This window comes from bacterium (assembly GCA_037128595.1).
GTDB lineage: Bacteria > Verrucomicrobiota > Kiritimatiellia > CAIKKV01 > CAITUY01 > JAABPW01.
This window is the reverse complement of sequence record JBAXWB010000007.1, coordinates 130,135-145,553: the sequence shown is the minus strand read 5'-3', so window position 1 is coordinate 145,553 and position 15,419 is coordinate 130,135. Positions and strand designations below refer to the sequence as shown.

The 15,419-nt window shown below is 57.0% G+C and carries 15 protein-coding genes; 4 read left to right on the top strand and 11 right to left on the bottom strand.

The genetic code is table 11. From position 1 onward, the window contains the following. Positions 1-23: 23 nt before the first annotated feature. Positions 24-1,598 (bottom strand): LacI family DNA-binding transcriptional regulator, encoded by a 1,575-nt coding sequence (locus WCS52_06025; protein MEI6166732.1) that lies wholly within the window; start codon positions 1,596-1,598, stop codon positions 24-26. Positions 1,599-1,785: 187 nt separating this feature from the next. Here WCS52_06025 and WCS52_06020 point away from each other — a divergent pair, with 187 nt between their 5' ends. Then, positions 1,786-2,886, top strand: coding sequence for a Fic family protein (locus tag WCS52_06020; GenBank protein ID MEI6166731.1), 1,101 nt, complete (start codon positions 1,786-1,788; stop codon positions 2,884-2,886). A 58-nt stretch (positions 2,887-2,944) separates the two neighbouring features. On the opposite strand, the gene WCS52_06015 is transcribed toward WCS52_06020, so the two are convergent. The 6 genes from WCS52_06015 to WCS52_05990 form a co-directional block, all read right to left on the bottom strand. Continuing rightward, positions 2,945-4,471, bottom strand: a complete 1,527-nt coding sequence (locus WCS52_06015) for an SDR family oxidoreductase (protein MEI6166730.1) — start codon at positions 4,469-4,471, stop codon at positions 2,945-2,947. A 79-nt stretch (positions 4,472-4,550) separates the two neighbouring features. Continuing rightward, positions 4,551-5,312 carry a hypothetical protein gene (locus WCS52_06010; protein MEI6166729.1) on the bottom strand — a complete coding sequence of 254 codons (762 nt, stop codon included), beginning with the start codon at positions 5,310-5,312 and terminating at the stop codon, positions 4,551-4,553. A gap of 30 nt (positions 5,313-5,342) precedes the next feature. Next, positions 5,343-6,233, bottom strand: a complete 891-nt coding sequence (locus tag WCS52_06005; protein ID MEI6166728.1) for a hypothetical protein — start codon at positions 6,231-6,233, stop codon at positions 5,343-5,345. Then, positions 6,230-7,033, bottom strand: coding sequence for a membrane protein insertion efficiency factor YidD (yidD, locus tag WCS52_06000; protein ID MEI6166727.1), 804 nt, complete (start codon positions 7,031-7,033; stop codon positions 6,230-6,232). Before yidD ends, WCS52_06005 begins: the two co-directional genes overlap by 4 nt. Before the next feature lie 37 nt (positions 7,034-7,070). After that, positions 7,071-7,361: a hypothetical protein gene (locus WCS52_05995; protein MEI6166726.1), complete on the bottom strand. Its 291-nt coding sequence runs from the start codon at positions 7,359-7,361 to the stop codon at positions 7,071-7,073. Between the two features lie 55 nt (positions 7,362-7,416). Further along, positions 7,417-7,707 (bottom strand): hypothetical protein, encoded by a 291-nt coding sequence (locus tag WCS52_05990; GenBank protein MEI6166725.1) that lies wholly within the window; start codon positions 7,705-7,707, stop codon positions 7,417-7,419. 199 nt (positions 7,708-7,906) lie between these two features. Between WCS52_05990 and WCS52_05985 the strand changes: the two genes are divergently transcribed. From WCS52_05985 to WCS52_05975, 3 genes are all read left to right on the top strand, one after another. Further along, a complete protein-coding gene (locus WCS52_05985; protein ID MEI6166724.1) occupies positions 7,907-8,785 on the top strand; it encodes a MipA/OmpV family protein in 879 nt (292 codons plus the stop codon). 21 nt (positions 8,786-8,806) lie between these two features. Further along, the gene (locus WCS52_05980) at positions 8,807-10,228 is read left to right on the top strand and encodes a YdjY domain-containing protein (GenBank protein ID MEI6166723.1); all 1,422 of its coding nucleotides are present in this window, start codon (positions 8,807-8,809) and stop codon (positions 10,226-10,228) included. A gap of 217 nt (positions 10,229-10,445) precedes the next feature. Then, on the top strand, positions 10,446-11,036 hold the full coding sequence (locus WCS52_05975) for an isoprenylcysteine carboxylmethyltransferase family protein (protein ID MEI6166722.1): 591 nt from the start codon (positions 10,446-10,448) through the stop codon (positions 11,034-11,036). A 189-nt stretch (positions 11,037-11,225) separates the two neighbouring features. On the opposite strand, the gene WCS52_05970 is transcribed toward WCS52_05975, so the two are convergent. The 4 genes from WCS52_05970 to WCS52_05955 all read right to left on the bottom strand — a co-directional run bounded on the left by WCS52_05970 (position 11,226) and on the right by WCS52_05955 (position 15,383). Further along, a complete protein-coding gene (locus WCS52_05970; protein MEI6166721.1) occupies positions 11,226-12,023 on the bottom strand; it encodes a ChbG/HpnK family deacetylase in 798 nt (265 codons plus the stop codon). Positions 12,024-12,035: 12 nt separating this feature from the next. Beyond that, positions 12,036-13,139: a glycosyltransferase family protein gene (locus WCS52_05965; protein MEI6166720.1), complete on the bottom strand. Its 1,104-nt coding sequence runs from the start codon at positions 13,137-13,139 to the stop codon at positions 12,036-12,038. A gap of 93 nt (positions 13,140-13,232) precedes the next feature. After that, complete coding sequence (locus WCS52_05960) at positions 13,233-14,294, bottom strand: phosphatase PAP2 family protein (protein ID MEI6166719.1); 1,062 nt, start codon at positions 14,292-14,294, stop codon at positions 13,233-13,235. Between the two features lie 21 nt (positions 14,295-14,315). Further along, on the bottom strand, positions 14,316-15,383 hold the full coding sequence (locus WCS52_05955) for a glycosyltransferase family 4 protein (GenBank protein ID MEI6166718.1): 1,068 nt from the start codon (positions 15,381-15,383) through the stop codon (positions 14,316-14,318). Positions 15,384-15,419: the final 36 nt, after the last annotated feature.

Sequence of the window (15,419 nt, the reverse complement as noted above, 5' to 3'; positions counted from 1 at the left end):
CTCAAGCTGTTGAGCATTAGTTATTATTGAATTGGTGGTGCCTGCTTATCGGGCGAAATCGTAGCTTGCGAATCAGTTTCTGACATCGGCGAATCGGTGTCGATGGTTGCCTCATTCGCTGCTGACAGCGGGTCGGCTGAAGGTGCCTCGGGAATCGGAAAATCAGTTGGCGGTAGAACTTCTGCCGGAGCCGGGACCGGAATGATAGGTGGCGGCTCAGCAGGTATCACTGGCGCGGGCGGCGGGGAAACCACTGGCGGTGGATCTGCGATGGGTTCAGGGGGTGGGGCTACTGGTTCGGGAGCCGGAGCTGAAGTAACGATTGGCGTAAATGTCGGCACGGGTTCCGGGGCAGGTTCCGGTTGTGGCTCTGGATTGGCTTCTACCGGCGATACACCGGTTACTACAGGTGCAGCGTGCACCTCGTCGGTCACAACCGGAATTGAATTTTCTTCTGTAGTAGCCGCCGCCTGCCCTGAGCTTGTCGAAGGGTTGTCAGCGGCAGGGTCTGCCACCGTGACCGGCGTGAGTTCACTGGGCTCAATGACCGGCACCGGTGTTGCGGCCTCCGTCGCCGGGCTGGGATCCAATTTCGGTGTTGCCGGTGTTGACACGCTGGCTTCCGGCGACAAAGGCGACGATACGGGTTCAGGATCGGCCAAGGCCGGACTCGGCTCTGACACCGGAATGGGCTCCGGTGTTGCGGTCTCCGGCACCGGGTTGGAATCCAATTCCGGTGTTGCCGGTGTTGACATGCTGGCTTCCGGCGACAAAGGCGATAACACCGGTTCAGGATCGGCCAAGGCCGGACTCGGCTCCGACACCGGAGCCAGCTCGGGTTCGGGCGTAAAGACCGGCGCTGGGACCGTGTCAGGCACAGGTATTGGCTCCGGTGTCGGCGCGGGAACGGGTCTCGGCGTTGGAGCCACGATGACCGGCTTCGGTGTTGCAACTGGCGCAACGGCTATCGGTTTGGGTTGAAGGATGGGTGGTGCGGGTTGTACCGGAGGCTGTGGATTGCTCACTGCCGACTGCCTACTGCCCTCCACGGTTGCATCCGCTCGTGGCGGGCTCACCGCAATCAAGATCGCCTTCCCTGCGCCTTCCCATAAAACGATGGTGGGACATACCCCGGCGACCAGCGTGGACACGGTGGCGTAGACGGTGGGACAGCAGATGAGTCCGGCAAACCCAAGTTTCAACACTCGTTCCCGGACTGCACTCTCATCAACAGGAAGGGTGATCACGACCAACTGGTAGCCTGCGGCGGAGAGTGGCGGCTCCAGCCTGGGGATCAAGGCCAGGGTTTCGCCCGGACTGGTGGCCGAGAGCACAAGGCCGATTTGCCGCTCTCTCGGTATTGCCGACGTGGACGAGGCGTCACTTGTGATAATCGGCTCGACACCGCGCCCCAGAGCGACATCCCTGGCAATGGCGTTCGGGCGGTATCCCAACTGGCGGGCTGCAGCCATAATCCGAGCCTGGGTGGAGGGACTGATCCGGAGCTTATCTCCTTTGCCGTTGATGACAAAAGAGGCTGTCGAAGGATCCACTTCGGCGGCTATGGCCACATCTTTTAACGTAGCGGTCTTGCTCATGCTCAAGCTGTTTAGCATTGGCTATTGATAAAATCAAGAGGCGAAAAATGACCGTATCCAGGAGCCAGAACAGAAGGAGAGATGATGGTATTTGCGGCGAATAAGCGTCTTAATCACCGCAGGATATGCGGTAAATACTTGCGCTATTCGCGTTAAAAGTTCAGTATCTCGATCAGGTGAGGTGTTTATGCCGTACATATACGAAGATCGAGATTGGCCGAATTTCAAGTGGGATGATGCGCTATTGGCTCCTGCGCTGGTGGAAATTCGGCATCGGCAAGGCCGGCTTCTGGGGCGAATGGAAGCGTTGGGGTTCCATTTGCGTGATGAAGCGCACCTTGCCACCTTGACCGTTGATATTGTGAAGTCTGCTGCTATAGAGGGCGAGTCACTGGATGCGGGCGAAGTTCGCTCCTCCCTGGCTCGTAAACTGGGGATGGAGACTGGCGGGACACCTCTGTCGTCCCGGCACATTGAGGGCGTGGTGGAGATGATGCTTGATGCCACGCAAAAGTATGCCGAACCCCTGACTCAGGAACGACTTTTCTCCTGGCACGCTGCGCTGTTTCCTACAGGCTATAGCAATATGAGAAAGATCACCGTGGGGGCATGGCGTACGATGGAGTCGGGGCCAATGCAAGTGGTGTCCGGTGGAATCGGCCGCGAAAAGGTGCACTTCGAGGCTCCTGCCGCTCTCAGACTGGATGCCGAGGTGAACGCGTTTCTTCAATGGTTCAACGCGCCGCCTGCCGTCGATCCGGTATTGAAGGCCGCTTTGGCGCATTTCTGGTTTGTGACGATCCATCCGTTTGAGGATGGAAACGGGCGTATTGCCCGTGCCATCGCGGACATGGCCCTGGCCAGAGCTGATGGCACGGCTACTCGGTTTTACAGCATGTCAGCCCAGATTGAAGCGGAACGAAAAGACTATTATCAGATTTTGGAGTCCAGCCAGAAGGGCACCATCGAGATCACCCTGTGGATGAAATGGTTTCTTGAATGTCTGGGTCGTGCCTTGGAGCTTGCGCACACGACGCTGGCCGGTGTCTTGCGAAAAGCCCGGATCTGGGAGAAAATCAACATGTCAGCCATCAATGACCGTCAGCGCCTGGTGGTCAACCGGCTTTTGGATGGGTTTGAGGGGAACCTGACCTCATCCAAATATGCCAAGCTGGCGCACTGTTCCGCCGACACTGCCTTGCGTGATATAAGGGAACTTCTCGAGCGTGGCACCCTGATGCTGAATCCGAGTCGCGGGCGGAGCACAAGCTATCGCCTAAGCGAATAAAGTCACGAGTGCCCACGTTCGGCTTTGGACTCGCAACTCACGACTTCGACCTCTCTCCTCACCAATCCGTCGGCTTGTAGTCCTTCAGGAACTTGCCCCAGACGTGGGTGCCGGTATTGAAGCCGTCGATAATGGGGTCCACAATCCGGGCGGCACCGTCCACGATGTCCAGTGGCGGGTGGAAGCGGTGCATCTTGGTCTTCATCTCGGCCAGCTCGATGGGGTCTTCGTCGGTCACCCAGCCGGTATCCACGGCGTTCATATGGATGCCATCGTTGAAATAGTCGGTGGCCGAGGTGCGGGTCATCATGTTCAAGGCGGCCTTGGCCATGTTCGTGTGGGGATGGCGGGTGGTTTTGAGCTTGCGGTAGAACTGGCCTTCCATGGCCGAGACATTCACAATATGTTTGTCGCGCTCCGGTGTACGCAGCATCAGCGGTTTGAGCCGCGCATTCAGCAGGAAGGGGGCCACGGCGTTCACCAGGTGAACTTCCAGTAACTCCACGGCCGGCACATCGGCCATCAGCATCCGCCAGGAGTTGGTGGTGCGCAGATCGACCTGTTGCAGATCCTGGTCGAGCCGGCCTTGCGGGAAGAGGGACTGCTGGGCCGCCAGTTCATCGGGGAGCAGGGGGATCTGTGACAGTTCGGCGGCATGGGTCATGCCGACGACCTCGGACATCCGCTTCTGGGCAACCACGGCATCGCCTTCCGGTAACAGATGGTAGCCGCGCAAACCTTCATAGGCGCCCAGCAAGCGCCGGGTCGCCTCCGGCATATCCTGAATGGCGGCGGTTTCGCCCGCCATCATATGCTGATAGAAGTCGGGCGGACGCCGCACCGTCTGGCAGGCGTTATTGATAATGAAGTCCAGCCGGGGCAGGGTGGCCAGCAGATGCCGGCAGAAGGCCTCGACACTGGGCGTGTGGCGGAAATCCAGGCCGAAGATTTCCAGCCGGTGTCCCCACTCCGCGAAATCCGCTTCCGCGGCATAGCGGGTGGCCGAATCGCGGGGGAAGCGCGTGCAGACGATCAGGTGGGCGCCGGCCCGCAGTAGCTTGATGCCCGCCTGATAGCCGATTTTCACGCGGCCACCGGTCAGCAGGGCGACTCGGCCGCTCAAATTGGCGGACTCGGTGCGTTTATGGAAGTTCAAGGTGGCGCAGGCGGGGCAGAGATGATCGTAGAAATGGTGGATCGACGTATAGTTCTGTTTGCAGGTATAGCAGTTGCGGGGCTCCACCACATCGCGGAATTCCGGGTCGCCCTCGACATCCTGCTGCTCAAACTGGGCGGGAGGCAGGATGTTGGGGGTGGTGAAGACGGGCTTCTGGCGCAGTTTGCGGATTCCTGTGTCCGCGAGTTTCGCCTGATCGCGGGCGATCAATTCGGCTTTACGGCGGCGTTCAGTGGCGCGGACCAGACGCCGGCGTTCAAACATATCCGGGCAGTAGACATCGCCCGCGGCGGAGATCAGATGCTTGCGGTCTTCCAGGGAGAGTTCCGCTAATAACGCCCGGTTGCCGGCGACTTGTTTGAGCAGCGCGGTCGCCGCTTTGAGTTCTTCAATGGTGGGATCAGACATGAGGGGGTGTTTTCCTAGTTCGTCGGGCTTCTTCGTGGGGAACCGCTCAGGTATTCAGAATTCTGACTTCTGGCTACCTTCATGGATACATTTGTTCAAAGCTGGAAACAAACTCAATGCCCTTGAAATAGAGGGACGCCTTGAATAGATCCTGCGCAATGGGTTGATTGATGGTGAGATGATCGAAGCGGGAGGTCTCCTTGCTTTCTTTTCCCCCCAACCACATGGAACTCTGATGGAGAGCCGCCAGCCAGACGCCGGGTACGGCTTCAACGAAATTTCCGTAATCCATCCGGGCAATCAGCTGTTTCAAGTCCGCCGAGGTGAACATTTCAATGCGAGTGAGGCGATTGGAGGTGTCCAGGGAGAGCACGGCAAACATCTTGCCGGTATCATACCCCTTGCGGACGGGATACGTGCTGGTGGCCTCCAGATTTGTTTCCGCCATACCGCGCAACCGGAGCAGGTGATCCATGGCGGTGGCAGGTACTTTCCGTAACGAAATCAGCATGTCATTTTCCAGCTTACTTACCGGGCGGGAATACCCCTTGGGGTCCCCCTCCAAAAAACTGAAGAACGTGACTCCGTCGCAAATAATCCGGCGGGGCAGCGGCGTGACATTATCCACATGAAGTTTATCAGGTTTCTCGAAGAAGACGCGGCTCAGGGCACGCACCTTGTTGCCCGATGATTCGGCGTCACGCCGCACATCGCAGGATACGGACTGGATGGTCTCGTATCCGGCAATCAACTGGTCAACAAGGGTGCTGGCGGAATTCATGGTGGCGGAACCTAACACAAACACTAGGGCCAGTGCAATCGATTCAAGGCGTGGGGTCATGGGGAGCTCCTGAGGGGTTCGTTTTTTCCATTAAAACTTGTATTGAAGGCGCAAGAGGGGCAGTTGGGTATAGTCCGGTCTGGCCTGACTCTCCCGGTAGATGGCGGAGGTGCAGGTGTCCAGGCGGTTCTGATTGTAGCGGTTGGCGGCGTCGACACCGCCATAGATACTTCCCGAGTACCAGGTCACTTCAAAGAAACTGATGACGGTGAAGGCCCCCCAGAGATCCTCTTCCGCCGTGGAGACCATACCGAAGATAAAGATGCCATTCAGGATCAAAGAGCGTGCGGCGTTCGGGTATTCCCCTGAGTAGGCGTAGCCCATGCCGGGGATCATGCCGAGGAGTCCTCCGATGCGGGGACTCTTGTCGGAGCCGCGGGAGTAGTGCTCAAGAGCCTTGAGTCCCTCAGTTTCATCGCCGGGGGATTCGGTGAGGGATTTTTTGGCCCCTGCAGGATCCTTGAGATGGAGTTGGGTTACGGCTAGCGAACGGCTGGCCAACCGTGTGACGGGCTGCGTCGCCCCCTGGGTCAGACCCTGGAAATAGAATGAGGCCTCCGTCCAGTTTCCGGCCGACATGGCGTTCTTGCCCCGGAACAGGAGGATTTCCGGGGTGATCCCAGAATACTCATTTTCCGCCTGATCGAGCATTTTTTCGGCAAGCAAGATATCTCCCGCACGCTGGTATTCATAGGCTGCCGCACAGGAGAAGGAGGCCTGGTCGCTCGGGGCGGGGGACAGGAGGGCCAGTCGGCGGAATTCCACGGCTGCCGCTGTGTGATGGCCTTCCTCGCCGAGTGTGTTGGCCAGGAGGATGTTGGCATCGGCAGGGTCAGTCCCACGGGCGGGAAGGAGGGGCAGCAGGCAGAAGGCCAGTCCCAGGGAAAAGATGGTCAAGAGGGGGGGAGAAGGGTGTGTCATAGGTGTGTGGTCATCCAGAAGTCATGATTTGAAAGCGGATCTTTGTAAAAGGTCGTGCCATTTTCCTGGACGACGTCCGATGTACCGGAGTTGACCACGCTGGGTTCACGCACGAGCCGGTCGGCGATCATGGGGAGGGCGAGGAGCGGATGGGCCCGCCCTGCCTGCAGGAAATATTCCGAACAGTGCGGTTTCAGCGAACAGCGTGCCCCAATGGCCGGGCGAATGGCGCGTCGGTAGAAGGCGACGACCCATTGTCCCGGTCTGGACAGAAGGGAGGCCGGTTTTGAGGGGAGGGCGCCGATAGGAGGCGGGAGAACGTCTCGCAGGATAGGGTCGCAACTTTCCAGCTGGAGTCGAAGGCTTTCGGAGGGGGTGAAGAGCTGGGAATGAGCGGTCATGAGTCGCAGCAACAGGGCCCCGCTGGAAAGGAAGATCGGGGTCTGGGAAGATGATAGAAACGCCTGTTCGGCAAGGGGCCAGGCTTCCTGAAGCCGGTTCTGACGGGCCAGAAGCCAGGCGGCCTCATTGGCGGCTTGTGCCCGGATATCAGGCTGCCGGGCCAGGTTCGAGAGGTGAAGCAGGGCGGGCAGGCTATTGGTGGCATGAGCCTTGCCGGATCGCAGGGCGGAGGTGGTGTAGAGCAGGAGGGCCTGTTCGTTGGAGGGGGTATGGCACAAGATCCGCTGGCTTTCCTGCATGCAGGTCGTCCAGTTCCCCTCTTGAAATAGTTGATCGGCTAAGTCCGTATCCGCCGCAGTCACCCGGAAGGGCAGAAATAAAAAAAGGATTCCGGTCAAAAAGCCCGGAATCCTTTTTATTAAATGGCAGGGTGTCTCAATAAAACGTAGAGCCATATTGCTTCGCGTAATCAGCCTTTTGCATTCCATTGGCGCCATCGATTCCATTCCAGATGGATGCCACAAAACCGACGATAGGAATCAACAAAATCCATTCACGCCAGTGAATGTCTTTACCATCATTATAGGCAGCTCCAGCACGAATGCCGAAGCAGCATCCGGCGATGAAACCCATCAACCCGCCGCGTTGTTCGTTAATGGCCATAGACGGACTTACCGAACTGAACAGTATGCCGCTGATCGTCAAACACATGACTATTTTTTTCATTATTTCTCCTGAATATATCTGAATTTAGTAATTGTCAATTTATCCGCGAAACAACTCAATAAAACGCAGCGCCGTATTTCTTGGTATAATCAGACGTTTGCATGCCGTTGGCGCCGTCAATTCCGTTCCAGATCGCGAACACGATATTGACATACGGAATCAGCATAACCCATTCGCGCCAGTGGATCTCTCTGCCGTCATTATAAGCGGCTCCAGCACGGATGCCAAAGCAGCAACCGGCGATGAAGCCCATTAATCCGCCACGTTTTTCATTAATCGCCTGGGACGGACACACGGTTCCGAGCAAGACGCTGGTGATGACCAAACCCATTATTATTTTCTTCATGCTACCTCCTGTTTGCTGTCGTATGTCTTAAATGCGACTCAAAGGTCCCAATTGCAGGAAAGCCTAAGCTTTCGCCTCTGCTGCTGTCAATATAGATATTGGAACAGGCGAGTCAAAATAGTTGCATGCTGATGGCTGGCCCGTTAGTTTAGCCCGACAAGTGTTTCAGGTCTTATCGTGGCCGGTAAATGAGATCAAATTGATTAAATTAATAATAATGGGCGTGCTCCTCCTGGGAATGGGGACTTACGGGTTTGCGGATATCGCGATCTCCAATGCCCCCGCCGGCCCCCCGGTTCCGCCGGGGTTGCCGAAATGGGAGGTTGGCGTCTTTGGAATGGCCGCCCGTGTCCCGTTTTACCGTGGCTCCGATGAGTATAAAACCTATGCCTTTCCCCTCCCGTTCTTCATCTATCGCGGGGACTATATCCAGGCGGACAAGGATGGCGTCCGGGGTTCATTTTACAAGGGGTACCGGTTCGAGCTTGAACTATCGATGAGCGGCAATCCTCCGGTAACGGACGAGGGGGGCGCGCGAACCGGGATGCCGGATTTGAACCCGCTGCTTGAGCTGGGGCCGGCGGCCCGATTCTATTTGTATAACGGGGAAAAAGTGAGGGCCATCTTTCTGGAAGCCGCCGTCCGCGGGGTCATTTCCATCGATATGGATGATCTGAGCCCCGGCTATGAAGGACTGAAAAGCAGTCTCAGTCTGGTGCTGGCCGGGTTCAAGCCGACGCCCACCTCGCTATGGACGGCCGGCCTGAAAACAGGGCTGGATTTTTCGGACCGGGATTACCACGGGTATTTCTATGATGTGGATGAGGCTTACGTCACTTCTGCCCGGCCCTATTATCACAGTCAGGGCGGATATAGCGGGGCGTTTGCCTCCGGCTGGCTGTCCCGCCGCCTGTTCGATGGGGTATCGGCGGCTCTTTACGCCCGGATGGATAATGTCGCGGGGGCGGTTTATGAGGACAGTCCCCTGGTGCGGGCGCAGAACAGCTATATGGTGGGCCTGGGGTTCACCTGGAAAATCGCCCAGTCAAAAAATCAGGTGAAGCGGGCGAAACCATAAACGGACTCTTCAACAGGAATCATGATGATGCGTAGCCAGCAATGGATGGGACTTCTCGGCGCCGTGTGGGCGCTCAACAGGATGCAGGTGGGTGCGGTAGCTGCGCCGCCGGTGGAACTGACCCCACGTGAAAAAGCCCTCGTCAGCGTTCAGGCGTTCGATGCCGCCCGGCTGAAGCAGTATGGCGGGCAGGATAATTTTATGGTGCGTCCCGGATTGCTGGCTGACAAAACCGGCCGCATCGTCCGGGTGTCAGCGGAGTCGCTTAGGCTGGAGCCGGGCAGCCCGGCCGAGTTCCCGCTGGTGACCGCGACCAGCGGGAAGGATTACGAGGCGCATGCGGTGGCGTTCGCTGCCGCATTGGATATTCATAATGCCTTGCAGTTCATCGGGTTGAAACCAGGCCACGGGGTGGATGCGGGCGCTCTCCAGTTCTGGCCGAGGGGGGACCGCGTGGCCGTCACCTTCCATTACCAGGATCCCACCCTTACCAACCAGGTCCATATTCCGGCCGCTCGATTGACCATTGATACCCGCACGGGGAAAACGCTGCCTGAGAATGGCTTTGTGTTCACGGGGTCCGAGTGGACGGAGGTGACGGAGCCGGTCACCGGCCGGGTGTATGCCGCCGATGCGTTCACCCCGGGTTGCATTGTGTCGCATTACAATGAACGGACGACGGTGCTGGATGTGCCCCGCCGTGACGCCCAAAGTGAAGTCTATTCCTATCAAGTCCCCAATCCAGCCCTGCGGCTCCCTTCCAACCAGGTGATCGAGGTGACCTTTGAACCTTATTTCAAGGACGGGCGTGCACATGACTTTGATTTCGTATTGACGGTCGGCCCGGGCTCAGGAAGCAATACCGCGGATCTGGCTTACACGTTACAGGATGCGGCGGGACAGCCGGTGAATACGAACCGGACCCTCTCAGGGGTGCTCGATGTGCTCGAAGGCTTCTCCGGTATCGATCAGGCCGCGTATCTGACTTTCCATCCGGAGGAGTCCCTGACCATGGTATCCTTGCAGAAAGTGGCGAGGCTGCTGGATAAACTGGATTCGGAACATGGCGTCCGGGTGGATGCGCCGCCACCGGGTCATCCTTATTTCCGGGCCTTTCTTCCCAACGAACAGCATCGGAAACGGGAAGCCCGGCCGGCCCTGGCGGCAGAGTTGATTCTTGAAAACGGAGCCACAGGGGCCACGGGAACCCTGGTCCTGGTGAGTATGGAGTGGAAGGGGGACGACTCCACGCCCACCTTCAGCGAGACCCGTCTTCCCGTTCCAACGGCGGCTCAACTCATCCCTGCGTTGACGTCCAAAGAAGACGTGCCGGGGGTCATCCTGGCGTTTGTCCCCCCATCCATGAGGTACGGGGCGTTCCGCGAGTTCGTTGCCCCCCTGCTGCAGCGAAAAACGATCCTGTACGTGTTTATTGAGCCCTGAAGGGTGGAGCCAAAACACAGAGATGCGTTTGCAAGGGTTTGTTTCACCATTTTATACATTCTGTAAATTCTGTCAGATTATCTTGATTCTGCCGAATAGTTAGAGGCGGCCAGCCTCCAATTTACATTTTGCTGTGACCACTGTAGTTTCAGTCGATTTTTTGAATGTCTTAAAACTAAGTATGCTTCAAAAGCAAGCCGCGAGAGGGTAGATTTTTATGCGCTACAGAATACGTACTTCACGACTAATTGTCTGGCCTCTCGCCGTGGGGATCATTCTCGCGGGCTCTCAATGGGAGCAGCAGTTTGTGTTGCGCGGCTTGCTCTTCCTGATCGGGTGTGTGTTTGTGAGTACGGCCGCCATCGGCCGGCTGTGGTGTTCCCAGTACATCTGCGCGTACAAGACCAAGCACCTGGTCACCAGCGGACCGTATTCCTTATCCCGGAATCCCCTGTATGTCTTCAGCTCCATCGGGGCGGTCGGGCTCGGGTTTGCCACCGAGACGCTCACCATTCCCTTTGTGTTGGCGCTCCTGTTTGCGGTGTTCTATCCGAAAGTCATCCGCGATGAGGAGACGAAGCTGGCCGAACTGCACGGGGAGCCCTTCAAGGCCTACATGGCCAGCGTGCCGCGCTTCTGGCCGCGCAACTTTAAGATTGTGGAACCTGAAGAGTATATCGTCTCGCCCGTCAAATTCCGGCATGCCTTGCTGGACGCGATCTGGTTCGTGTGGATTCTGGGAATCATCCAGATGGCTGAGGCCTTAAGGAACGCGGGCATCCTGCCCACGCTGTATAAACTTTACTGAGCCGCGGGCGAAAGGGATGAGGGTTGCGGCTCCCAAGTGGGGCGGCACCGTCTCAGTGTTTAACATCTCGAATAACCCGCAACTCAGCCACCGGCCAGAAAACATCTAGGGCACCCTGGAAGAGTCATGCCGAGCCATGTCGCCGGATTTTATTAGAAAAAAGCGACTCGTCCAAAAAGAACAACAGCCTTATCCGCCAAACCGGTTGAGCAGGCCCGGAAGATTGTCAGACTCAAGCAACGTTTTGTATTCGCATTTCCGCCAGGCCTCGCTCTCACCGGGATGGGTCATTAGAATTCCATTCCGGCTTTCCATGCAATCCACAAAGCGCCTGAGGTACTCTGGGTAGGCACGATGCCCGTCATAAGCATAAATACCGGCAAACCCGTCATTGGTTTTCAACCCCCGTAATTGAAGGGCCTTGCGGAAATGATTTCCCAAAAAACCGATGGCCATACATTTCAAGGGAGAGACTCCCTGCCGGATGATTTTACGGAGGGTCATGGCGGAATTCCGGACATAGGGCGCGGCTTCAGGTCCCATCCCGTCCAGAAACTTCAGAATACCTTCCCGGACACCCGGGAACTGATGAATGTGGAGATGACTATCCAGATAGTCCGGAGGACGTCCTGCAAACTGAATGAAGCGATCATACTGACTTTGAGTCTCGCGAGTCACATCATCCGGTTTGATCCGCCCCAGCACTCCCCGCCTCAGTAAGACATCCATGGGATGAAAAACACCCCTTGACTGGAGCAGCGAAACCACACCGGATACGGCATGGAGGGGCGGAATATCCGTAAGTGTCAGATGAAGACCGATATCCACCCGGCCTCCCAAACGGAGCAGTTTTGAAAACGCCACCCGGTCGAAGTGGCTGAGGCCCACCATGCATGACACTGCTGAAATCCTGCCGCTTTCCGAAAGTTGGAGAATGGCGCGATCAATGTCACTGGACAACCCGAAATCATCGGCACACACGATCATGACAATGCTCCATCAGGACTTGGGACACCGATTCCGCACAACCTCACTGATGATATCCGCAGCTTCGCGGGCACCCTGCACACCCAAGATGGGTTGGCGCGGCTTCAAACCCTCCCAGTGGTTGCCCCGGCACAACTCCTTGAGTTTGGCTACCACCTCGTTCTCCTTGACAACATAGCCGTACCCCATGTCGGCAAGGATCCGGGCGTTGATGTGCTGTTCCGCATGGCCAGGGACGGGAATGACAAAAGTGATTTTTCCGAGCGCCATGGCTTCGCTGACCGCCGAAAAGCCGCCATTGATGACCATGGCGTCAGCCTTTTGAAGATACGCGATGTTGTCCATCATCCGTCCACGATAAGTCACATCCCCGATGTTCTCACCCTCCCGGCCAACCACATCAACCGGGAACGCAAATTTTCCGTCCCCCATCTCGATCTGGGAGGCGTATACGGAACCGCTCAACAGAAACACCATGGACTTCATCTCCGCCGGGTGTACCGGGACCGAGGGCTCCGCAGGAAGCACGTTGAGGATCGATCGGCGGACAATGAGCCCCACGCGCCGAATACGGGAATGACGGAGTTCTCCGGGAACTGCAGAAGGACTAATCACCCAATTGCAGAAAAACCGGTGGAACAGGTAGTCCGTAAATTCAACGAGCCAGAAATGGCTGCGGATTTCGGGGGGCGGATTTTTCAGCTTCAAGTATTCCGAGACCACCACATCGGCGTTGTTCAGTCCGATGATGGGGATTTTTCGTCTGCGCAACGGCGAGGTGATGTATTCCGAGTCAACCACGGCAACATCAATGTGATGTGTTTGGAGGAAGGCTTCAAGCTGCCGCTTTTTGACCGTAGCGCGACCATATAACGCGTGAATAGAAGCGAAAGTCCGCCACCCGCTCACTCCGCCGTTTTTGCCTGAATAAAAAAAAGACTCCATCGGAGTCAGCGAGGCAATTTCCTTGACGCCAGAGAAATACATGAGCCCGTTTCCCGATGTGAGTACATGGATCCGGATCCCCTGATCCATGAGATGTTCTATGATGGCATGGCAACGGGTACTGTTCCCCATCCCTAACCCGTTGATTATGAAAAGAACATCACCTATCATCATCGTTGAAACACTTTCCGGCTCATGGCCTCGAAATCATTGCTTAGCAAGCTACTTTCCATGGGGAATGGAGTCAAGACGGAAGAATCGTATCTAGAAAGTCAGCACCGAATCCCGATAAGCGAGAAAGGCAGGAAGGAGCGCGAGTCCGGTCGACAGGAGCGCACACACCAGGCCCATGAGCGTTACAGCGGGGATGGCCTCCCCTCGCTTTTTCCGGTTCAACCGCCAGACGCTGCGAGCCATGGCCAGGGTAATCAGTCCCATAGTCACAAGGGGGAGGCGTAGCCCGAAGACGGGCATAAACCAGGGGGTGACCAGAAGCATGAAGCCTCCCGCGATACTGGCGACCAGCAACATTTGGACCCCGACTCCACCGGAGGAGAATGGTCGCGGAGGGAGACCGGTCTTCGTTCTGCGTTTCCGGATCAAACCGGGAATTAGGCGTGCCGAAATGAGGAAGGCGCCAAAAGGCCCCCAGACACGAAGAACATCGAAAAGATAGGGTGCCCCGCGGGAACGCAGGAGGCTGGCAATCAATGGGGTTACCATCAGGAGAAGCCCCGCCAGAACGAACCAGCACCGTTTGGGGCGCCACCGCCACCGTCGAAGAATAGCCATGGCGATGACAGCGGACAAAACTCCAAATCCGGCCCCCGCCAGGGCATCGCTGGCATAGTGGCGGCCATAATATACCCGTTCCAGGGCAACGCCCCCGGTCCCAAAGACCGCGGCAGGGGCCATCCAGTAAGATAAGCCTACCAGCGGCGTCACAAATGCGGCAGCTGTGGCAACATCTCCGCTGGGGAACGACTGGAAGTTCTTGAAGGCGGGGCGCTCCCGGCCGACCCCGACCTTGACCGGCCAGATTAGAAGGCTCATCACCGCAAGCGCCAGAATGATATGCAGGGCGCGGCGGCGCGCCCCGCACAACCCCATGCCGGCAGCAATCACCAAAATGACATCCGCCTGCCCGAAGGGGCGGAACATCTCTAGAAATTCCCGTATAACATGGAATTTTCCTGCCCGGATGGAGAGTGACTGCATGGCACGGAAGATCTGAGTATCATGGGGATAGGCGAATACCGCCACGGCCAAGACCAGCGCCACCGTCAAAAGGGGCGCAGCGTATCGATGTTTTCCTGGGACTTTCATTGACTGTGGTGCCGGATAAGTTTACGCGACAAGGGAACGATACATCGCCACCGTCTGATCTGCCATTTGCGTGAATGAAAAAGAAGCGAGCAGACGTTCACGGGCGGAAGCACCATGCTGTTTCCGCATCAAGGGGTCGCGGACATATTTCGTTATCGCCTCCGCTAACGGGGCAGGATCTCCCGGGGGAACGATTAGCCCGGTTTTACCATTCTCCACGAGTTCCACCATTCCACCAACGGCCGATATGATGGAGGGCACACCCATGCACATCGCCTCCGCGACGGCCTTGGATAACCCTTCATTCCTGAGAGTCGGCATCACAAACAAGTCGCAGGCCCCCATCAGTGCTGGTGCATCCATTCGAAAGCCAGTCAGGTGAATTCGCTCGCGCAACACATGATCGCCAAGAAGTTCGCTGATTTCAGCATCGTCATTTTGTCCGATCAGCAGGACATGGACGGGGAAATCAGCCGCCAGGCGGCGAACCGCCTGCATGAGGATGGGCACCCCCTTGATCGGTCGGGCCTTCGCAGTACAGGCAATTACCACGGCATTATCCGGGATGCCAAACTCCCGAAGAGCCGAGCGGGGCGCAGGAGCAAACCAGGACGGATCGTGCCCGGCATAAATCGTGAGAAGGCGACTGTCGGGGACTCCAAGTTCGCGAAGATAACCCTTAACCGCCCGTGAGACGCATACAATCCGGTCGGCGCGTGAACTCAACACCGCCAAGCGGGCTGAGGGGTCCCACCGTTTGAGATGTCCCATGGTACCACAAAACCCGATGCGTTTCAGGTTCATTCCCATAGAGGCAAGCAGGCTATTCGAAAGTGCCCGGCTATTAAACGCGTGCACAATATCATAAGAATCTGTCCGAAGTGTCCGCCAGAGGACTCGAATCGCCGCAGGATCAATCCGGGCCTTCATGACAAAATGGGTCATCGGGAAACCCGATTCCTTCAGGGAATCAAAGTATGGGGATGTGGAATCGCAAAGGAGCTTAACCTGCACGCCCCTAGCCGCCAGTTCCGGAAAAAGATACGCTTCCGGCCGATCACCAACCCCCGCTACCAGTAATACTTTCATATATGCTCGCTGAAAATGAGCGATATCATCATCCGA